This window comes from Herbihabitans rhizosphaerae, assembly GCF_004216555.1.
Taxonomy (GTDB): Bacteria; Actinomycetota; Actinomycetes; order Mycobacteriales; family Pseudonocardiaceae; genus Herbihabitans; species Herbihabitans rhizosphaerae.
Genome location: NZ_SGWQ01000003.1, coordinates 638932 through 657859 on the forward strand (window position 1 = coordinate 638932; position 18928 = coordinate 657859).

Annotated in this window: 19 protein-coding genes and 1 tRNA gene; 11 read left to right on the forward strand and 9 right to left on the reverse strand. The window is 69.5% G+C overall.

Annotation, left to right across the window (positions count from 1 at the left end; genetic code table 11):
* Positions 1–125: 125 nt before the first annotated feature.
* Both EV193_RS12735 and EV193_RS12740 read left to right on the forward strand, forming a co-directional pair.
* Positions 126–2660 carry a penicillin-binding protein gene (locus EV193_RS12735; RefSeq protein WP_130344236.1) on the forward strand — a complete coding sequence of 845 codons (2535 nt, stop codon included), beginning with the start codon at positions 126–128 and terminating at the stop codon, positions 2658–2660.
* Positions 2661–3077: 417 nt separating this feature from the next.
* Complete coding sequence (locus tag EV193_RS12740) at positions 3078–3743, forward strand: thiaminase II/PqqC family protein (protein WP_242613330.1); 666 nt, start codon at positions 3078–3080, stop codon at positions 3741–3743.
* Here the strand turns inward: EV193_RS12740 and EV193_RS12745 are convergent, their stop codons facing one another.
* Entirely contained in the window at positions 3744–4997 is a 1254-nt protein-coding gene (locus EV193_RS12745) for a CynX/NimT family MFS transporter (RefSeq protein WP_130344237.1), read from the reverse strand.
* A 47-nt stretch (positions 4998–5044) separates the two neighbouring features.
* On the opposite strand from EV193_RS12745, the gene EV193_RS12750 reads away from it, so the two are divergent.
* The gene (locus EV193_RS12750; protein ID WP_130344238.1) at positions 5045–5725 is read left to right on the forward strand and encodes a FadR/GntR family transcriptional regulator; all 681 of its coding nucleotides are present in this window, start codon (positions 5045–5047) and stop codon (positions 5723–5725) included.
* Between the two features lie 31 nt (positions 5726–5756).
* Positions 5757–6263, forward strand: a complete 507-nt coding sequence (locus EV193_RS12755) for a permease-like cell division protein FtsX (RefSeq protein ID WP_130344239.1) — start codon at positions 5757–5759, stop codon at positions 6261–6263.
* Here the strand turns inward: EV193_RS12755 and EV193_RS12760 are convergent.
* The gene (locus EV193_RS12760) at positions 6260–6730 is read right to left on the reverse strand and encodes a GatB/YqeY domain-containing protein (RefSeq protein ID WP_130344240.1); all 471 of its coding nucleotides are present in this window, start codon (positions 6728–6730) and stop codon (positions 6260–6262) included. The genes EV193_RS12755 and EV193_RS12760 overlap by 4 nt on opposite strands.
* A gap of 126 nt (positions 6731–6856) precedes the next feature.
* Between EV193_RS12760 and EV193_RS12765 the strand changes: the two genes are divergently transcribed.
* Both EV193_RS12765 and EV193_RS12770 read left to right on the forward strand, forming a co-directional pair.
* The gene (locus tag EV193_RS12765) at positions 6857–7771 is read left to right on the forward strand and encodes a metallophosphoesterase (protein ID WP_130344412.1); all 915 of its coding nucleotides are present in this window, start codon (positions 6857–6859) and stop codon (positions 7769–7771) included.
* A gap of 37 nt (positions 7772–7808) precedes the next feature.
* Positions 7809–7882, forward strand: a tRNA-Pro gene (locus tag EV193_RS12770).
* A gap of 150 nt (positions 7883–8032) precedes the next feature.
* Here EV193_RS12770 and EV193_RS12775 read toward each other — a convergent pair.
* On the reverse strand, positions 8033–9583 hold the full coding sequence (locus EV193_RS12775) for a nucleotidyl transferase AbiEii/AbiGii toxin family protein (protein WP_130344241.1): 1551 nt from the start codon (positions 9581–9583) through the stop codon (positions 8033–8035).
* A 44-nt stretch (positions 9584–9627) separates the two neighbouring features.
* On the opposite strand from EV193_RS12775, the gene EV193_RS12780 reads away from it, so the two are divergent.
* Positions 9628–9840, forward strand: a complete 213-nt coding sequence (locus EV193_RS12780) for a KTSC domain-containing protein (RefSeq protein WP_130344242.1) — start codon at positions 9628–9630, stop codon at positions 9838–9840.
* 189 nt (positions 9841–10029) lie between these two features.
* Here the strand turns inward: EV193_RS12780 and EV193_RS12785 are convergent, their stop codons facing one another.
* A complete protein-coding gene (locus tag EV193_RS12785; protein ID WP_130344243.1) occupies positions 10030–10962 on the reverse strand; it encodes a helix-turn-helix transcriptional regulator in 933 nt (310 codons plus the stop codon).
* Positions 10963–11042: 80 nt separating this feature from the next.
* Here EV193_RS12785 and EV193_RS12790 point away from each other — a divergent pair, with 80 nt between their 5' ends.
* The 3 genes from EV193_RS12790 to EV193_RS12800 are packed head-to-tail and all read left to right on the forward strand — an operon-like array spanning position 11043 to position 14755.
* Entirely contained in the window at positions 11043–11882 is an 840-nt protein-coding gene (locus tag EV193_RS12790) for an NAD(P)H-binding protein (protein ID WP_130344244.1), read from the forward strand.
* The gene (locus EV193_RS12795) at positions 11879–12877 is read left to right on the forward strand and encodes an NADP-dependent oxidoreductase (protein WP_207222600.1); all 999 of its coding nucleotides are present in this window, start codon (positions 11879–11881) and stop codon (positions 12875–12877) included. Before EV193_RS12790 ends, EV193_RS12795 begins: the two co-directional genes overlap by 4 nt.
* A gap of 51 nt (positions 12878–12928) precedes the next feature.
* Complete coding sequence (locus EV193_RS12800) at positions 12929–14755, forward strand: S9 family peptidase (protein WP_130344246.1); 1827 nt, start codon at positions 12929–12931, stop codon at positions 14753–14755.
* Here EV193_RS12800 and EV193_RS12805 read toward each other — a convergent pair.
* Positions 14742–15287 (reverse strand): GNAT family N-acetyltransferase, encoded by a 546-nt coding sequence (locus EV193_RS12805; RefSeq protein WP_130344247.1) that lies wholly within the window; start codon positions 15285–15287, stop codon positions 14742–14744. The two genes, EV193_RS12800 and EV193_RS12805, sit on opposite strands and share 14 nt — an antisense overlap.
* Positions 15288–15423: 136 nt before the next feature.
* On the opposite strand from EV193_RS12805, the gene EV193_RS12810 reads away from it, so the two are divergent.
* On the forward strand, positions 15424–16275 hold the full coding sequence (locus EV193_RS12810) for a S1 family peptidase (RefSeq protein WP_130344248.1): 852 nt from the start codon (positions 15424–15426) through the stop codon (positions 16273–16275).
* Between the two features lie 25 nt (positions 16276–16300).
* Here EV193_RS12810 and EV193_RS12815 read toward each other — a convergent pair whose 3' ends face one another.
* The 4 genes from EV193_RS12815 to EV193_RS12830 all read right to left on the reverse strand — a co-directional run bounded on the left by EV193_RS12815 (position 16301) and on the right by EV193_RS12830 (position 18881).
* Positions 16301–16777, reverse strand: coding sequence for a Dps family protein (locus tag EV193_RS12815; protein WP_130344249.1), 477 nt, complete (start codon positions 16775–16777; stop codon positions 16301–16303).
* Positions 16778–16825: 48 nt separating this feature from the next.
* Positions 16826–17251, reverse strand: coding sequence for an organic hydroperoxide resistance protein (locus tag EV193_RS12820; protein WP_130344250.1), 426 nt, complete (start codon positions 17249–17251; stop codon positions 16826–16828).
* A gap of 63 nt (positions 17252–17314) precedes the next feature.
* The gene (locus EV193_RS12825; RefSeq protein WP_130344251.1) at positions 17315–17872 is read right to left on the reverse strand and encodes an NADPH-dependent FMN reductase; all 558 of its coding nucleotides are present in this window, start codon (positions 17870–17872) and stop codon (positions 17315–17317) included.
* A 37-nt stretch (positions 17873–17909) separates the two neighbouring features.
* Positions 17910–18881 carry an SDR family NAD(P)-dependent oxidoreductase gene (locus EV193_RS12830; RefSeq protein ID WP_130344252.1) on the reverse strand — a complete coding sequence of 324 codons (972 nt, stop codon included), beginning with the start codon at positions 18879–18881 and terminating at the stop codon, positions 17910–17912.
* Positions 18882–18928 lie beyond the last annotated feature (47 nt).

Sequence of the window (18928 nt, forward strand, 5' to 3'; positions counted from 1 at the left end):
GACATCGACGGACTTTAGGGGTTATCGGTTCCACGCTTGACACCGGGATACAGACCCGTTACACATCGCCGCCCGCCGATCCGGCGCTGACGACGGTTTTCGGACGCGACGCGTACTCTGTTGCCGTGCGTCTTGGATCCGGGCTAGTGCGGCTTGTCGGGCTTTGTCTCCTCGCCGGTGTACTCGTCGCCGGCATGCTGTTCCCCGTCGTGGGGGCGCTGGGGGTGGTGTCCAACCGAGCCAGCGACACGATCGACAGCATCTCCGCCGACCTGATCACCACCGACGTGCCGCTGATCAGCACGGTCACCGACAGCGGCGGCACGCCGATCGCGTACCTGTACGACCAGTACCGCATCCCGGTCACCGCCGAGCAGATCTCACCGGCCATGAAGGCCGCGCTGATCGCCGTGGAGGACCGCCGGTTCTACGAGCACCAGGGCGTGGACTGGAAGGGCACCATCCGCGCCGCGATCACCAACCAGACCTCGGGCGACACGCAGGGCGGCTCGACGCTGACCCAGCAGTACGTGAAGAACTACCTGATCAACGTCGTGCACCGGGGCGACTCGCCGGAGAAGAGGGTCGAGCAGAAGAAGGCACAGGAGCCGACCGTCACCCGAAAGCTCAAGGAAGCGCGGATCGCCGTGCAACTGGAGCAGAAGATGTCCAAGGAGGACATCATCACGGGTTACCTCAACGTGGTGGAGTTCGCCGAGCAGGTGTACGGCGTGGGCGCGGCCGCGCAGGCGTACTTCGGCACCACGTCGGACAAGCTGACCGTGCCGCAGGGCGCGCTGCTCGCCGGCATGGTCAACAACCCGATCGCGAACAACCCGTGGAAGCACGCGCCCGAGGCGCTCAACCGCCGCAACTTCGTGATCCACCAGATGGTGCAGAACAGGGCGATCACGCCGGAGCAGGGCGACGCCTACATGAAGGAGCCGCTCGGCATCCTGCCGCAGGTGCGCAAGCCGGCCAGCTCGTGCGTCGGCGCGGGTGAGGCCTACGGGTTCTTCTGCCAGTACGTGTACGACTACCTGCAGAAGATCGGGTTCAGCAAGGACCAGATCCAGACCGGCGGGTACACGATCAAGACCACGCTGGACCGCAAGTCCAACGACGAGGCGCGCCGCGCGGTGCTGCAGGAGGTGCCGCAGAGCGTGCGCGGCATCGCCAACACCATGGCGCTCGTGCGGCCGGGCAAAGACCGGCACGAGGTCACCGCGCTCGCCGCGAACCGCAACTACGGCCTCGACGCGCGATCCGGCGAGACCACCTACGGCCTGCCCAGCGAGGTGTACTCGAACCAGTTCGGCGCCGGGTCGATCTACAAGATCTTCACCGCGGCGGCGGCGCTGGAAAAGGGCATGGGGATCAACAACCAGGTCACCGCGCCCGACTTCCACGTGTCCAACGTCTTCAAGAACGGCGCGACATCGTGTCCGTCCGCCGGACGCTACGGAGCGCGGTGGTACTGCCTGAAGAACTCGGGTTCCGGCGGCAACATGAGCCTGCAGGACGCCCTGGCGAAGTCGCCGAACACCGCGTTCGTGATCATGCTCGAGCGCGCCGGAATGATGGACCTCGCCGTCGACATGGCCAGCCGCCTCGGGCTGCGCGACACCATGGCGTCCAACAACCGCGGCCGAGCACCGGATCCCGACGCCAAGGACCAGCACGACAAGGTGGCGCAGACGGCCAACTTCAAGAGCAACGCGAACAGCCCGGGCAACCCGTCGTTCACCCTCGGCGTCTCGCCGGTGAGCACGCTGGAGCTGGCGAACGTGGCGGCGACGCTGATGAGCGAGGGCACCTGGTGCCCACCGACCCCGCTGGCCGACGTGAAGGACCGCTACGGCAAGCCGGTCGCGATCAACGAGGAGCCGTGCGAGGAGGCGGTGTCTCCCCAACTGGCCAACACGCTGGCCGTCGGCATGAGCAAGGACGACCTGCTCGGCGGCACCGCACACCAGGCGGCCAACAGGGCCAAGTGGACCCGTCCGATGCTCGGCAAGACCGGCACGACGAACGACAACAAGTCCGCCGGGTTCGTCGGCGCGGTGAAGCAGATGGCCGGCGCGGTCCTCACCTTCAAGGACGGGCCGCCGTGGCAGGGCGGCATCTGCGACAACCCCGGCGACGGTCCGCCCACGAACTGTTCGGAGGGCAACATCTTCGGCGGCAAGGTGCCGGCGCGCACCTGGTTCGACGCGATGACCAAGATCATGGAAGGCCAGCCCGACCTCGGGCTGCCGCCGCCCGATCCGAGATACGTGGACGGCGGCCAGGAGATCAAGGTGCCCAACGTGGTCGGCAAGAGCCAGGGCGACGCCACCAACGAGTTGAAGGCCGCCGGCTACAACGTGGTCGCCAAGGACCGCAACAGCCCGAGGAAGAAGGGCACGGTCGTGGGTCAGACCCCGCGGTCGGCGCTGCCGGGCGACACGATCACCATCCAGGTGAGCACCGGCTACGTGCCGCCGCCGTTGCCGCCACCGCCGGGCACCGTCGTCCCGCCGCCGGGTGGTCAGCCACCGCCAGGTGGCACGCCGCCACCTGGTGGCACACCCCCGCCGGGCTTCACCATCCCGGTGATACCGCCTGGCCAGGGCCCGGGCGGCAGACCCGGCAACGGCAACCCCGGCGGCCCGCCGTAGGCCGGGCTACCCGCACGGCGTCACCTCGCGCATCCGCACGCCGGGTCGACGCCGGCTGCCTGACCACCTCGAAGTGGTAGCAGCGTTCGTCACCGGGCGTGGACGCCGCGCCAGGCCTGGCACCGAATTTCGCCGTGAACGCGACGTCGTCGGGCGGCGGCCGCAGCAGGCCCAGCCGCGTGTAGGCCTCGGACGCCCCCGTGTGGATACCTCGCGACTCTTCCGGTGGCACTGACCTCATCTGGTCCCTCACCTGGTCGAAGAAGACGACGATTCCGACGACGAGCACCGCCGCTGCCACGATCACCGACCAGAAGAACACGAGGAGACAGTCAGGTCCGGAGATCCGCAAGTCGGAGGGTCTCAGTCCCGGCGTCTGGGGTAATTCTCGCTCGGTCACACGTAAGATCGTCGTGCGTGGGCAGTGATACGAGTGACGCGCGTGAACTGTTGCGATCAATTCGTGCCGAACTGGCGCCGGCGGAGAGTGACAACCGGCTCGTGCCGCTGATCGAGAGCGGTGCGGCGGACCGTGCCGTGTTCGCGGCGATCGCGGCCGAGGAGACGCACATCGTGCGCAGCGACTGGCGCAGTTGTCTCCAGCTTGCCACGCGCGCCGGGGAGCCGACCGCCCGTGCGTGGTTTTCCGGTGTGGCACAAGGGGAATCGCTCGCGCTGGGCAAGCTGCCGGCGCTCGCCCTGGCCGCCGGGATGACCGAGCAGGAGTTGGACGACTACGAGCCGCGCGCCGGGTGTCAGGCGTACCCGTCGTACTTCGCGTGGCTCGCGCTGAACGGCGAACCATGCGATGTCGTGATCGGTGTGGTGGCGAATTTCAGCGCCTGGGGCGACTACTGCTCCAGAATCGCGATCGCCATGCGAGAGCGTTATGAATTCGACGCGGAAGCCTGCGCGTTCTTCGATTTCTTCGCCGTTCCGGTGCCCGATGTGGAGGATCAGGCCGTCGCCGCCGTGCAGGCCGGAATCGACACCGGCCGGCTCGACGAGCGCAGGGCCCGCCGGTACGGCCGGCTGTTCCAGAGCTACGAGCTGATGTTCTGGAACACGCTGGCCGACACGTGATCACACGTACCGGTCACGCCCGGCGATCGCGCCGAAGATCATCTGCACCACGAGCACGCCGAACAGCATCATCAGCGGCACCGTCCACCCGCCGCTGGCCTCGTGCAGCAGGCCGAACACGAACGGCCCGACCGCGGCGAGCAGGTAGCCGAAGCCCTGCGCCATGCCGGACAGCGCCGCGGTGTCCTCCGCCGTGCGCGCCCGCAGCGCGATCACGGTCAGCACGAGCGAGAACACGCTCATCCCCAGGCCGATGAAGATCGACCACAGCAGCGGCGACCACGACGGCGCGGCGATCAGCCCGAGCAACCCGCTGAGCCCGAACACGCCAAGCCCGACGATCCAGCGGCTCTGTCCGCCCTGGCGCGCCGCCAGCGCCGGCACCACCAGGCTGATCGGCACCGCGATCACCGACACCAGCCCGAGCAGCAGCCCGGCGCCGGCCCTGGTCACGCCGGCGTCCATCAGCACCTGCGGCAGCCAGCCCATCACCACGTACGCGAGCAGCGCCTGCAACCCGAAGAACGCGGTGACCGCCCAGGCCAGCGGGCTGCGCAACAGCGAACGACCGGGCCGTTCCGGCTGCTCGGCCCGCTCCGCGCCGGCCGGCCGCCGGGTGGCGAACACCCAGACGACGAGCGCGACCAGCGCCAGCACCGCCCACGCGCCGAGCGCCTGCCGCCAGCCACCCAGCGCGTCGTCCAGCGGCGGCGTGAACGTCGACCCGAGCGCGCCGCCGCCCTGCAACGCGGCCGTGTACACGCCGGTCATCAGGCCGACCCTGGCCGGGAAGGACGACTTCACCACGACCGGAACCAGCACGTTGGCCAGCGCGATCCCGGCGGTGGCGGCGAGCGTTCCGCCGAGCACGACCAGCGGACCGTCCAGCACGCGTAGCACCAGCCCGCCGCTGAGCACGGCGAGCGCCAGCCCGATCGCGGTGGTCTGTCCGATCCGCCGCGCGAGCACGGGCGCGGCGAGACCGGCGACGGCGAAGCACAGGCCGGGGATCGTGGTCAGCACGGCGGCCCAGCTCGTCGAGGCGTCGAGTGAGTCGCGCGCCTTGTCCAGCAGCGCGCCGACGCTGGTGATCGCCGGACGCAGGTTCACCGCGGTGAGCACCACGGCGACGGCCAGCAGCGTGCCGCCCGTGACGGCGGAGACACGGCCGCCGATGTCCTCCGTAGCGCCGTCCAGCTCAAGTTCGAGACCATGACTGAGAGAGCGTTCGGAGACAGCCGCTGAATCTCTCATGTTTGTACTGTGTCATACGTAGGATGATTGGATGAAGGGATCTATCCGTGCCGTTGGCCACAACGCGCCGTGCTGGGCTCGTCGAGCAGGTGATCGAGCAGGTGAGATCGGCGATCACCACCGGTGAATGGGCGCTCGGGGAGCGCATCCCGACCGAGGCGGAGCTGGCCACCACGCTCGGCGTCGGCCGCAACACCGTCCGGGAGGCCGTGCGCGCGCTCGCCCACAGCGGCCTGCTCGAGGTCCGCCAGGGCGACGGCACCTACGTCACGGCGACCAGCGAGGTATCCGGGGCCGTGCGCAGCCTGTGCGGGTCCGAACTGCGCGAGGCGCTGCAGGTTCGCCGCGCGCTCGAGGTCGAGGCGGCCCGGCTGGCGGCGGTCGCGCGCACCGACGCCGAACTGCGCCAGGTGACCGAACTGCTCACCAGGCGCGACGCGGCCGGGCACGCCAGGAAGTTCGAGGAGTTCGTGCGCGCCGACGCCGAGTTCCACCTGGCCGTGGTGCGCGCCGGCCACAACGAGCTGCTCACCGAGCTGTACCGCGGCATCTCCGAGGTGGTAGCCGGAAGCGTGGCCGCGACCTCGGAGAAGGACATCGCCGAGGGCACGGTCGTCGAGCACGTCGGCCACGGCGGACTCGTCGAGGCGATCGCCGCGCGGGATCCCGATCGCGCCGCCGCCGAGGCCGCTGGATTCCTCGACGAACTGCTGCACGAGCACGGGTGAGGTCCCGGGCCACCCGTGCCAAACTGGCGCGGTGACAGAGGAAACACCCGCGGTGGTCCCACCGCGGCGAGGCCTGCCGTGGTGGGTATTCGCCGTCGCCCTGGTGCTCGCCGCCGGTGTCGGCTTCGGCATCGGCGCGCTCATCTGGGCCGGCGACCCCGAGACGATGGCCGAGCCGTACCAGCCGGACGGATTCGTCCGGCTCTCACCGGCGGACTACGACCGGTGCATCCGCGGTGTCACCGTCCACTTCGACGGCGCCGACACCGACGATCGGATGCGCGCGGCGGCGACCCGCCTGGGCGAAGACCCCCGCTTCGAGAGCGTCAAACCCCGCACCCGCGCCGAGTCGTGGGAGGAGTTCAAGCGGATCTTCGCCAACCAGCCGGACCTGCTGAAAACGGCCCGGCCCGAGTCGCTGCCCGCGTCGGTCCTGCTGGTCGTGCGCGAGAACACGACCTCCAAGCAGGTCGAGCCGCAGCTGCGGGCCGAGTTCCCGGACAGCAAGGTCGTCACCCAGGACATGTGCCCGCGCTAGCTCGTCAAGCGGGCCTTCACCACGCCGGCCACCCGACCGCCCTCGGCCCGTCCGGCCACCTTCGCGTTGGCGATCTTCATGACCTGACCCATCTGTTTCGGCCCCGGCCGCTCACCGGTCTGCTCGGCGACCTCGGCCACCGCGGCGTCCACGATCTCGCCGAGCGCCGCGTCGTCCAACTGCGCCGGCAGGTACGCGGACAGCACCTCCGACTCGGCGCGCTCGGTGGCGGCCTGCTCCGCGCGGCCGGCACCGTCGAACGCCTCGGCGGCCTCCTTGCGCTTCTTCACCTCGCGGGTGAGCACCTTCATGATCTCGTCGTCACCCAGCTCGCGCGCGACCTTCCCGGCCACCTCCTCGGTGCGCACGGCGGCGATCGCCATCCGCAACGCGCCGAGTGTCACCTGGTCGCGCTTCTTCAACGCGGCGGTCATGTCGGCCTGCAGTCGTGCCTTCAAATCGGACATGTGGTGAACATTACCCTCCGCTACAAGCCGATAACGGATCTGTGTCACTGCGTAGTTACGGCATACCCTCGTAGTGTGACCAGTGTGGGACAGACCGTACGTCGAATCGCTCTCAGCGGCACCGCGATGGGTGCCGCCGCCGTCGCCTACGCAGCGGGCATCGAGCGCAGACGGTGGACGCTGCGCGAAGCCAGCCTCCCCGTGCTGCCCGCCGGTGCCCGGCCGCTGCGCATCCTCCACCTGTCCGACCTGCACATGATGCCTGGTCAGCAGTCCAAGCAGCGCTGGGTCGCCGAGCTGGACCGGCTCGACCCGGACCTCGTGGTCAACACCGGGGACAACCTCGCGCACCGCAGCGCCGTGCCCTCCGTGCTGCGCGCGCTCGGCCCGCTGCTCAACCGGCCCGGCGTGTTCGTGTTCGGCAGCAACGACTACTACGCGCCCAAGCCGAAGAACCCGGCGCGCTACCTGTTCCCCAGCGAGAAGCGCATCCACGGCGTGCCGCTGCCCTGGCGGGACCTGCGCGCGGCCATGATCGAGCGCGGCTGGCACGACCTGACGCACGTTCGGCGGCTGCTCACCATCGACGGGCAGAACGTCGCCATCGCCGGCATCGACGACCCGCACCTGCGGCGCGACCGGTACTCCGACATCGCCGGCAAGCCCGACCGCTCGGCGACCCTGCGGCTGGGCCTCACCCACTCGCCGGAGCCGCGCGTGCTGGACGCGTTCGCCCAGGACGGCTACGACCTCGTGCTGGCCGGCCACACCCACGGCGGACAACTGCGCGTGCCGGGCTACGGGGCGCTGGTGACCAACTGCGACCTGGACCGCTCGCGGGCCCGCGGCGCGTCCCGGTGGGGTGCGGACATGTGGCTGCACGTGTCCGCCGGACTCGGCACTTCTCCTTACGCCCCAGTGCGATTCGCGTGCCCACCGGAGGCCAGTCTGCTCACCCTCGTGCCACGCGAGACACCGCTGTCCGACCTGCACAACGGCCGACGCCGTGCCCGATTCGGAGCCAGCGCGCACGTCCGCTAGACTCTCCCGCGGTCACCGAGAACGATCGGTGCACCACCGGGGTGTGGCGCAGCTTGGTAGCGCGCTTCGTTCGGGACGAAGAAGTCGCAGGTTCAAATCCTGTCACCCCGACGGGCTCGGGCGACGTGTGTCTGCGGAAAGCGCAGACCGCGTCGCCCTTCATTATTCCCGGGGGGCCGAGCCCCCCGGACCCCCACGTTCCTACCGGGTCACCAACCAGCGTGGTGCGTCCTATTCGCCCTATTCGGGCGCGGGGCGCCCTCATGGGCGCCACATTGTTTCGAGGGTGCGGGCGAGTCGGCGTTTCCATTGTTCGCCTTCGCCGGTGATTGTGGGGTATTCGGTGCGGAAGTTTTCCCAGTCGACGTCCCAGGCGAGGACGGATTCGTGGCCGAAACCGTCGGCTTCGGCGCCGAGTTCGGGGCGGAGGAGGTCGACAACGATGCTACGGGAAATCGTGGTGTGTTCGGCGAGTAGGACGGCGTCGTAGAGGTCCTTGCCTTGCGGATACATGTCGGTTTCGAGCCAGAGCAGTTTCCAGGCGAGCGACAGGGCGGGAGTGGCGGCGAGCATGGTGTCGGAAATGCCGGGCACGGTGATCGGCTCGGGTGGAATGGGGAGGAATTCGTTGAAGACGAAATCGAGTTGTACCGCTCCGTCCGGATCGCCGGTGAACGGGAACACCAGGCGGCGGCCGTCGGCGCGTTCGTAGGTCCAGATGTCCTCGACCTTCACCTCGTCGGGACGCAGGCCGGCGGGATTGGCGCGCACCGCGGCGACGATTCCGTCGAGCATCGCGGCCGACTCCGGGGCGTGGATGTGGCGGGAGAACGGCAACACCACGAAGTCCAGGTCGCCGGGCTCGCGCGCCGCGTCGCCGAACCAGGAGCGCATCGTCACGCTTCCGCGCAGCACCAACGAGTTCGCCCACTCCGACGCGACGATAATGGACAGCACATGTGTCATCGCGGCACGGCGGGCGGCCAGCCACCGGCGGCCGGCATCGGCATCGGCGAACACCGGCTCGCCGGCCCGGAAAGCGTTCATGAACTGCTTCAACGCCGGATCGAAGGCCGCGCGCTGAGCCACGTCGTCACCGTACACCGGCTGATATGTCGACGGATAACCCTGGCGACCGGCCGGCACGATTCCCGTCTGGTTCTCGCCCACGGCGGTGGCCGATCGCGGCGGGTCGATCCACCCGTCGTCCAGCCACAGGTGATCGTCGTGCACGACGTATTCCTGTTCGAATTCCAGAATCTCGTGGCCGGCGTCGCGCAATGCCGACAGCAGCGCGTCGAGCCGCGATGTCGCCTCGGGCAACGGGACACCGAAACAGCGTTGCGTGACGAACCGCTCGTCGCGCCCGTCCGATCGCTTTCGGCGCGCGTTGCGGGACGGCCGCGCGCCATGCGGGACCACCAGATCGGTCAACGCCAGAATGCGATCCAGCTCGGCGTCCGGCAGCAGCAGCTTCACGTGGTGCTCGAAATACCGGCCGCGCGGTTCCGCGATCACCGCCTCTGGTGTCTCCGGCACGCCGGGGTTCCACGGCGCCGCCTCGATCTTGATCCGGTTCACCGACACGCCGTCGGCCCGCATCGCCGTCCGCAACGCCTCCGCGGCGGAGATCTGCTCGGCGAGCGTGCCGCTCCCGGTACGGCTCAGCATCGGCTGCGACGGCAACCGGCCGCGGTCCAGCACGATGTGCGTGAGCTTCAACCCGTACCTGTCCGCGAGCGCGTCCAGCGACACGTCGCGCCGCGCTGAGACAGTCAGGTGAATATCGAAGTCACCGGAGTGTTCTGGCATGTCACGGACTGTGCCACAGCCGATCGCCATGGCAGGCTTGAACCATGAAGCGCAAGCCCGTGAAGTCGTCTGTGCTGCGCTCCATCGGCTACGACAAGGACAGCAAGGTCCTCGAGATCGAGTTCAGCTCGACCGACGTCTACCACTACTTCGTCGTGCCACGCAGCGTGTTCGCCGAGCTGATGGACTCCTCCAGCCCCGGCCGGTTCTTCAACGAGCGGATCAGGGACCGCTACCCGATGCGCCAGGTCGGCTAGGCCTTGTTTCGAGGTGTCTTTGTCCGTCCTCGCAGGGTGACCCACCGGGCGCGTCCAGGTGGATGAGCTGAGCTACATCGGGTCGTGTGATGGGAGCGACTCGTATTGGGCATACTCGAGCGGACGCCAACGCCGTAGATCGCCGCCTGGGCGTGCCCTAAGTAACCACCCACGCAAATTGGGAACAGCTTAAGAGCGCAGCTCGCTGGGGCGGGTGCCATGCACTCGCTTGAACGCCACGCTGAGCCCGAACGCGCTGGTGTATCCGACCTGTCGGGCGACCGATTCGACGGTCGCGTCGGTGCGCTGCAGCAGATCCGCCGCCACCGACAGCCGCCAGTTGGTCAGGTAGCTCATCGGCGGTTCACCCACCAGATCGGTGAATCGGCGCGCGAAGGTGGCCCGGGAGACACCCGCTTCCTCGGCCAGCGACTCCACCGTCCACCGTCGGGCCGGCTCGTCGTGCAGCAGCCGCAGCGTCCTGCCGACCACCGGATCGCTCATCGCGAGGTACCACTTCGGCGGGCAGGCGTCCTCGCGGGTGAGCCACTGGCGCAGGCCGGTCAGCAGCACGAGATCCAGCAGCCGGTCGAGTATCGCCTGCTGGCCGGGCTCCTCGCGACTCAGCTCCGTGGTCATCAGCTCGACGATCGGCGAGTGCTCGCCCTCCGGTGGCACCACGAGCAGCGGCGGCAGCGCGCGCAGCAGCCGGTCGGACACCCGCCCGCGCACCTGGTAGCCGGCGGTGATCAGGACGGTGCTCGCGTTCAAACTGTCGCCGCAGGTGCGCACGCCGAGTGCCAGCTCGTCGCCGAGTTCGCGACCGTCGGCGGTGTAGCAGTCGTGCGAGCCGTGCATGACATACCGAGGCGGCCCGGCCTCCTCGGGCGAGCTGGCCGCGGTGCACGACGGCAGGCTGACCGCGATCGCGACCGCGCCGGTCGGCAGGTGCACCGGCTCGCCGCCGTCCGGCACGATCCAGCCCTCGCCGCGAACCATGGTCAACAGCGACAGCGACGGAAGGCTCTCGAACCGCACCGACCACGGCGGTTCGAGGATGGTGCGGGCGAGCAGCGCGCTGTCCGAGCGCACGTCGCTGAGCAGGCCGGCGAGAACGTCCACGAGATCAGCTTAGACGATCGGACATCGAGCCGAGTCGATCAACCATTCCATCCGCTCATGATTGCCGGTTATCTGGATGTATGACTCAACATGTACTGGTCCTTGGTGGCACCGGCAAGACAGGACGGCGAGTGGTCGAGCACGTGCGGCGGCGCGGCGCGGCGGCCAAGCCGGCATCGCGAAGCGGCGAGACGAGGTTCGACTGGAACGACCGCACGACCTGGGCGCCGGCACTGGACGGCGTGACCGCCGCGTACCTGGTCGACTCGGAGAGCCCGGAGGCACCCGAGCAGGTCGGCGCGTTCGCCCGGCTCGCCGTGGACCGCGGGGTCTCCCGCCTGGTGCTGCTCTCCGCCCGCGACTGGGCCGTCTCCGGCGGCGAGCCGGCGCTGGCCACCGAGCGCGCGCTGCGCGAATCCGGTGCGGCGTGGACGATCCTGCGGCCGACCTGGTTCGTGCAGAACTTCGCCGAGGCGTTCCTGCTGCAGCCGATTCTCGACGGACGGATCGCGCAGGCCACCGGTGACGGGCAGGACCCGTTCATCGACGCCGAGGACATCGCCGAGGTCGCCGCCGTGGCACTGACCGAGGACGGGCACGAGGGCCAGATCTACGAGCTGTCCGGGCCGAGGTTGATCAGCTGGCGCGACATCGTGCGGGAGATCGCCGAGGCGACCGGACGCGACATCGCCTACGTGCCGGTGTCCAAGGAGGAGTTCGTGGCCAACGCCGTGGCCGGCGGCCTGCCCGAGGAGGTGGCCAATGTCTTCGTGACACTGCACGGCTGGATCGCCGAGGGCCGCAACGAGCACCTGTCCGACGGGGTGCGGCGGGTGCTCGGGCGAGAGCCGCGCGACGTCGGCGAGTACATCAAGGAAACGGCGGCCACCGGCGTCTGGAACCCGGAGGCGAACCGGTGAACAACCGAGAGATCGAACTCGCGTCCCGGCCGGACGGAATACCAAGCCACGACAACTTCGAATTGGTCGAGACATCGGTTCCGAAGCCGGCGGAAGGCCAGATTCTGGTGCGCAACACGTGGATGTCGGTCGATCCGTACATGCGCGGCAGAATGAACGCGGGAAAGTCGTACATCGCGCCGTTCGAGGTCGGGTCGACGCTCGACGGGAGCGCGGTCGGCGAGGTCGTCGAATCGCGGTCGGCGCGAATTCCCGTCGGCGCGACGGTCACCCATTTCCAGGGCTGGCGGGAGTACGCGGTGGTGGACGACGGGAATCCAATGCTCTCCGTTGTGAGCACCGATCTCGCGCCGGCGGAGGCTTACCTCGGACCGCTCGGCACCACCGGGTTGACCGCGTGGGCGGCGTTCACGCAGGTCACACCGGTCCGCGAGGGCGACGTGGTGTTCGTATCGGCCGCGGCCGGCGCGGTCGGGAGCGTCGCAGGGCAGATCGCGCGGAAGTACGGTGCCTCGACTGTGATCGGTTCGGCGGGCGGGCCGGCGAAAACCGGCAAGCTGGTCAGCGATTTCAGATTCGACGCGGCGATCGACTACAAGGCCGGCCCGGTCTCCGATCAGCTTTCCGCGATCGCGCCGGACGGTATCGACCTCTATCTGGACAACGTCGGCGGCGACCATTTGGCCGCGGCACTCGAATCGCTGAGGGTCGGCGGCCGGGTCGTGATCAGCGGAACGATCAGCGATTACAACGGCGAGACACCCGGACCGAGCAACCTGTTGAAGATCGCGACGAAAGAGCTGGAGGTTCGCGGCGTTCTGGTCAGCTCGTACCTGCACATGTTCCCCGAATACATCGAGCAGGCCGCGACCTGGCTCGCCGACGGCACGCTGCGTACCGAGCAGACCGTGTTCGACGGGATCGAGAACGCCGTGGACGCGTTCCTCGGCGTGCTGCGTGGGGTCAACGTCGGCAAGATGCTCGTCCGCCTATGAGTGACGGGTGCTGTGGGTGCCGCTGTCGGCGGAGTGCGGCAGGATCGGGGTGTGACCACGCACCCTGCCGCCGAAGTGCCCGACCGCCTGTTCGACGACGCCGATCTGGAGCGACGTTGGCGAGCCAGGTTCACCGCGGCCCGCGTGTCGCTGCCCAACTGGGCCGACGACGCGCCGGACCGCAACGTGTACCTGTCCAACGCCAGCGGCGTGTGGGAGATCTACGCCTGGGACCGCGCTGCCGACGAGCACCGCAAGGTCACCGACCGCCCGAACGGCACCTCGATCTCCGCGATCTCCCCGGACGGCGAGCACATCTGGTGGTTCAACGACAGCGACGGCGACGAGTTCGGCTCGTGGGTGCGCGAGCCGTTCGGCGGCGGTACGCACACCGTCGCCGTCCAGGGTGACAAGCCCGGCTACCCGGCCGGCGCGGTGCTCGGGCTGACGCTGAACGCGGTGGGTGTGTCCGACGACGACGGCACCACGATCTTCCTGGCGCGCCAAGGGAAACCAGCCGAGGTCGTGTACGCGAACGAGCACGACGGCGGGGTGGCGGGCCTCTCCAAGGACGAGTCGCTGCTGGCCATCGCGCACTCCGAGCACGGCGACAACCGGCACCCGGCGCTGCGCGTGCTGTCCACCGCCGGCAACACGACGGTGGCCGAGAAGTGGGATGGCGAGGGCAAGGGCCTCGACGCGCTCGGGTTCAGCCCGGTTTCCGGTGATCAGCGGCTGCTCGTGCTGCACGAGCGGCGCGGCCGCGAGGAGCTGCTGATCTGGGACGTGGTCGCCGACACGGAGACCGAGCTGACCGTCGATCTGCCGGGCGAGGTCGCCGCGGACTGGTACCCGGACGGCTCGGCACTGCTCGTCGTGCACACCTACCAGGGCCGCAACACGGTGCACCGCTTCGACATCGCGACCGGCGAATTGTCCACTGTGGACACTCCACATGGGACGATCGGCTCGGCGCACGTGCGCCCGGACGGGACCGTGGAGTACTCCTGGTCCAACGCGGCCGAGCCGTCGATGGTGCGCGCGCTGGACACCGCCGGCACCGAGCGGGTGCTGCTCACGCCGCCGGGTGATCGCGCGCCGGCGTCGGTCGCGATGACCGACGCGAACGTGGAGACCGAGCACGGCACGGTGCACGCCTTGGTCGCGCGGCCCGACGGCGTGGACGGCCCGCTGCCGACCGTGTTCGCGCTGCACGGTGGGCCGCACTCGGCCGACGAGGACCGCTTCTCCGCGTACCGCGCGGTGTGGGTGGACGCCGGGTTCGCCGTGGTGCACGTGAACTACCGGGGGTCCACCGGATACGGCTCGGTCTGGCGGGACGCGATCGAGGGCCGGCCGGGTCTGACCGAGCTGGCCGACGTGGCCGCGGTGCACGACTGGGCGGTGAGCACCGGCGTCGCCGACCCGGACCACTGCGTGGTGAACGGCGCGTCCTGGGGCGGGTACCTCAGCCTGCTCGCGCTCGGCACGCAGCCCGAGCGGTGGGCCGCCGGGGTGGCCGGCGTGCCGGTCGCCGACTACCTGGCCGCCTACGCCGACGAGATGGAGCCACTGCGGGCGTTCGACCGCGCGCTGTTCGGCGGGTCGCCGGACGAGGTGCACGAGCGGTACGTCGAGTGCTCGCCGATCACCTACGTGGACGCGGTGCACGCGCCGGTGCTGATCCTGGCCGGTGAGAACGACCCGCGCTGCCCGATCAGGCAGATCGACAACTACCTCGACCGGCTGGCCGAGCGCGGCGCGCCGCACGAGATGTACCGGTACGAGGCGGGCCACGGGTCGCTCGTGGTGGCCGAGACGATCAAGCAGACGGCGATCGAGGTGCACTTCGCGCTGCGGGCGATCAAGCGGCGGTAACCCGTTCGAGCCGCCAGACCACGCCGATGCCGTCCTTGCTCACCGGGGGCGGCGTGGCCATCTTCGCCTCGCCGATCCTGGTGAAGCCGAGCCGGCGCGGGACGGCCTCGCTCGGATGGTTCTCGATCTCGTGCACGATCTCCACCGAGTCCACTGTGGACAGTCGGAAAGCCTCGTCCGTCAAGGCTTTCGCGGCCGTCGTGGCGTAGCCGTGGCCGGTGTGCGCCGGGTGCAGCCAGTACCCGGTCTCCATGCCGCGCGGGTCACCGCGCCGCATCAGCGAGGCACAGCCGACCACCACGTCGGACACCACGATCTGGTAGTCGAAGGTCTGGCCGGACGTCCAGTTGCGCTCACAGGTCGCCACGAACTCGGCGGCCGCGCGAGCGTCGTAGCCCTCCGCCCACACCATCCACGGGCGCAGGTGGTCCATCGACTCCAGCACGATCCGCAACGCGAGGTCGGCGTCGCCCGCGCGCCAGCGGCGCAGCGTGACGACACCGTCGGTCAACGTCTCCCTCGGTCGCTCCACACCCCGAGTGTGCCGTGCGAGACCCGTTGCGACATATCGGTTTTCCGGCTGCCATAAGGATTTCGTGCCCCTAAGGGCGATCTTCAGGGTTTCCCTGGATGACGAGTCTCGCCACGGATCACTACGGTCCACACCCATGAATCGAAGGAATCCCCTTGCGGCGGTGGTGCTGGCGGCGGCAGCCGGCATCGGGCTGGCGTTCTCACCGTCTCCGGCGGCCGCGATGACCGGTGGACGGGAACTCCCTGAGCCGGGTGCCGCGCCGTGGATGGCGACGTTCGCCGTCAAGGGCACCCAGCCGCTGCTGGACCGGGCCTCCTGTGGCGGCACGCTGGTGGCGCCCGACCGCGTGCTCACCGCCGGCCACTGCCTGGCCGGCCTCGACCCGGCGAAACTGGAAGTGCACCTGGGCGCCTCGGTTCTGTCGACGAATCCCGGGAAGGTCGTGGAAATCTCCCGCGCCGTGATCGCGCCCGGGTACGAGATCATCCCGTCACCGCTCGCCCCGAACGACCCGAACCGTGCCAGCGCCAAGAACGATCTCGCCGTGGTGGTGCTGGAAACGCCGGTCACCGACGTACGGCCGGTTCCGATCGGCAGCACGCGACCGGGACCGGATACACCGATCGCGGTCTATGGCCACGGCCTGACCGCCGACCCGAGCAAACCGTCGAACGGCGACATCCGCGGAGACGTGTTGCGGCGCGGCGATCTGACCACGATCGACCACAATTCCTGTGTGGCCAGCACACCGGCTGTCGTCGACGAGAAATCCACGGTCTGCGCCCAGGATCCGGCCGGCGCGCCAGTCGTCGGCCCCTGCTACGGGGACAGCGGCGGCCCGGCGATCGCCACCACGAATGGCCGCGACGAGCTGGTCGGTGTGTTCTCGTTCGGTGGGGAGACCGCCGGCAAGCTTTGCGGTGACCCCGCGGCGAGCGCGTTCGCCGACCCCACCTCGGTACGGCGGTGGGTACTCACGGCCTGAGAACGCCCGCGGACGACCCGAACACTCAGGCCATCTGCGCCTGCCACATCCAGTGCGCCTTCTCCAGCTCGGCCGCGATCTCGATCAGCAGGTCCTGCGTCACCAGATCGGTCTTGTCCGTCTCCTCGATCCGCTTGCGCAGCCGCTTGATCAGACCGTCCACAATGGACACGATGGCCGCGATGGTGTCCTTGTCGGACTGCCAGTCGTCCGGAAAGTCCGGCGCGCCCGAGCTCTCCGCCACCGTGCGCGCCTTGCCGTTCGGCGAGACGCCCAGCGCGTTGGCCCGCTCCGCGACCTGGTCCGCGAACGTCCGCGCGGTCGACACCAGCTCGTCCAGTTGCAGGTGCACGCTGCGGAAGTTCGACCCGACGACGTTCCAGTGCGCCTGCTTGCCGAGCAGTGACAGGTCGATCAGGTCGACGAGCGTGCTCTGCAGAATGGCGCCCGTCGCGTCCCGCTCGGCGTCGCCCAACGGGCCGGTGATCGGTGACTTGCCCATGTCCTACCTCCTGTATCCGGGTTTTCCCATCGGTGGGGCCGGGGAAACCTAGACGGTGGCGGTGAGCTTCACCTCGATGTTGCCACGAGTGGCCCGCGAGTACGGGCACACCTGGTGTGCCTGCGCGACCAGCTCGTCGGCCTTGCCCTGCTCGACGCCGGGCAGGTGCGCGGTCAGTTCGACCGACAGCTCGAACGAGCCACCGCCCTTGCCGATGCCGACCTTGGCGGTGATCGACGACTGCTCGCCGAGCCGCACCCCGTTCTGCCCGGCGACCAGGCGCAGCGCGCCGTGGAAGCAGGCCGCGTACCCGGCGGCGAACAGCTGCTCGGGGTTGGTCTTGAGCCCGCCCGGCCCGCCCATGGCCTCGGGCACGGCCAGCTTCTCGTCGATCACTCCGTCCGACGAGTGCACCTCGCCGTTGCGCCCGTCTCCGATGGCGGTCGCCTCAGCGACGTAGAGCGGCTCAGACATGCGTAAACCTCCGCGAGTTCGTCGGTACGCCACCAGCGTCTCGCACATCGGCGGCCGGCGCAGTCAGTGGCGAGTCCGGGCGAAGTCCAGCACCTGCAGGCCGATCGTGCGCAGCGACTCGACCACCTGCGCGTCGCTGCACCCGCCGTCGGCGTCGAACACCACCTCGGCGGAATTGACCGCGGCACCCAGCGGCGTCGGCCACCCGCGCAGCGCGTGCACGATCTGGCGCAGCGCCGTGAGCGTGGTGACCGAGGCCTGCCACCCGCTGGCCGTGGCCACACAGCCCACCGCGCGTCCGTCCAGGTAGACCCGCTCGTCGGCGCGCAGGTCCTCCACGTAGTCCAGGGCGTTCTTGACCAGGCCGGACACCGTGCCGTGGTAGCCGGGCGAGACCAGCACAACGCCGTCGGCCGTGCGCAGCGCCTCGACCAGCCGGCACGCCGCATCGGACCGCTCGGGCACCGCCGGGTCGTAGAACGGGAGCACCAGGTCCTTCCCGGACACCACCGTGGTGTCCGCACCCTCGCGTTCGGCGGCGGACAGGGCGATCCGCAACGCCCGCTCCGACTGCGAGTCCTCGCGCAGCGACCCGCCGATGCCAACGATGCGAACCGTCATGCCGCCCGATCCTGCCAGTCGCCCGGCGGCGCGTGACCTACGCCGTGGTGGCGAACACGTCCACGCCGGTCAGCTCGGCCGACAGTGTCCACAGCCGCGCGGCCCGCTCGGGATCCACGGCGTAGCCGCGAACACCGGCGGCGATGGTGCCCTCCGGCGCGGTCGCCGGCTCGGCGACCTCGCAGTCCTCCAGGTACAGGCCGCCCCGCCCGGCGAGCTGGGGCGAGGTCGCCGCCCACACCTGGGTCGCCGCGCCCTGCTCGGGCGTCTTGAACGTCGGGTCGATCACGTTGCCGTCCTCGTCGATCCACCCGCGATCGAGCATGTCCTGCTTGTTCAGGTGCCGGACCAACCGCGTGAGGATGGCGCCCGGGTGCAGCGAGAACGCGCGCACGCCGGCGTCGCGGCCGACCGCGTCGAGGTGTACGGCGAACAGCACGTTCGCGGTCTTCGCCTGACCGTAGGCCTGCCACCGGTCGTACCCGTGCTCGAAGTGCACGTCGTCCCACCGGATCTCGGACAGCGAGTGGCCGCGCGAGGACACCGACACCACGCGTGCGCCGCCGCGGACGATCGCCGGCCACAGCCGGTTGATCAGCGCGAAGTGGCCGAGGTGGTTGGTGGCGAACTGCGCCTCCCACCCGGGACCGACCCGCGTCTCCGGGCACGCCATGATCCCGGCGTTGTCGATCGCGATGTGGATGTCGCGGCCGGAGGCGAGGAACCGCTCGGCGAAGGTCCGCACGCTGTCGAGATCGGCGAGGTCCAGCTCATCGATCTCCACGCCGTCGATTCCGTCCAGCGCCTCCTCGGCGGTCGCCTTCCGCCGCGCCGGCACCACGACGTGCGCACCCGCGCCGGCCAGCGCCCTGGTGGTCTCCAGACCGAGGCCGGAGTATCCGCCGGTGACCACGGCGAGCTTGCCAGTGAGGTCGATCCCGCTCAGCACATCGCGTGCGGTGCTCTCGTGTCCGAATCCGGAGCCGATCTTGTGTTGGTCGTTCAGCATGATTCGACGCTATGAGCTGGAGCGCGCTCCAGGTCAACCGAAAAGTA

Coding starts and splice junctions, on each gene's coding strand:
- EV193_RS12745 (WP_130344237.1), bottom strand. CDS start 4,997: ATGAGAGATTCAGCGGCTGTCTCCGAACGCTCTCTCAGTCATGGTCTC.
- EV193_RS12760 (WP_130344240.1), bottom strand. CDS start 6,730: ATGTCCGATTTGAAGGCACGACTGCAGGCCGACATGACCGCCGCGTTG.
- EV193_RS12765 (WP_130344412.1), top strand. CDS start 6,857: ATGGGTGCCGCCGCCGTCGCCTACGCAGCGGGCATCGAGCGCAGACGG.
- EV193_RS12775 (WP_130344241.1), bottom strand. CDS start 9,583: ATGCCAGAACACTCCGGTGACTTCGATATTCACCTGACTGTCTCAGCG.
- EV193_RS12780 (WP_130344242.1), top strand. CDS start 9,628: ATGAAGCGCAAGCCCGTGAAGTCGTCTGTGCTGCGCTCCATCGGCTAC.
- EV193_RS12790 (WP_130344244.1), top strand. CDS start 11,043: ATGACTCAACATGTACTGGTCCTTGGTGGCACCGGCAAGACAGGACGG.
- EV193_RS12810 (WP_130344248.1), top strand. CDS start 15,424: ATGAATCGAAGGAATCCCCTTGCGGCGGTGGTGCTGGCGGCGGCAGCC.
- EV193_RS12815 (WP_130344249.1), bottom strand. CDS start 16,777: ATGGGCAAGTCACCGATCACCGGCCCGTTGGGCGACGCCGAGCGGGAC.
- EV193_RS12820 (WP_130344250.1), bottom strand. CDS start 17,251: ATGTCTGAGCCGCTCTACGTCGCTGAGGCGACCGCCATCGGAGACGGG.
- EV193_RS12825 (WP_130344251.1), bottom strand. CDS start 17,872: ATGACGGTTCGCATCGTTGGCATCGGCGGGTCGCTGCGCGAGGACTCG.
- EV193_RS12830 (WP_130344252.1), bottom strand. CDS start 18,881: ATGCTGAACGACCAACACAAGATCGGCTCCGGATTCGGACACGAGAGC.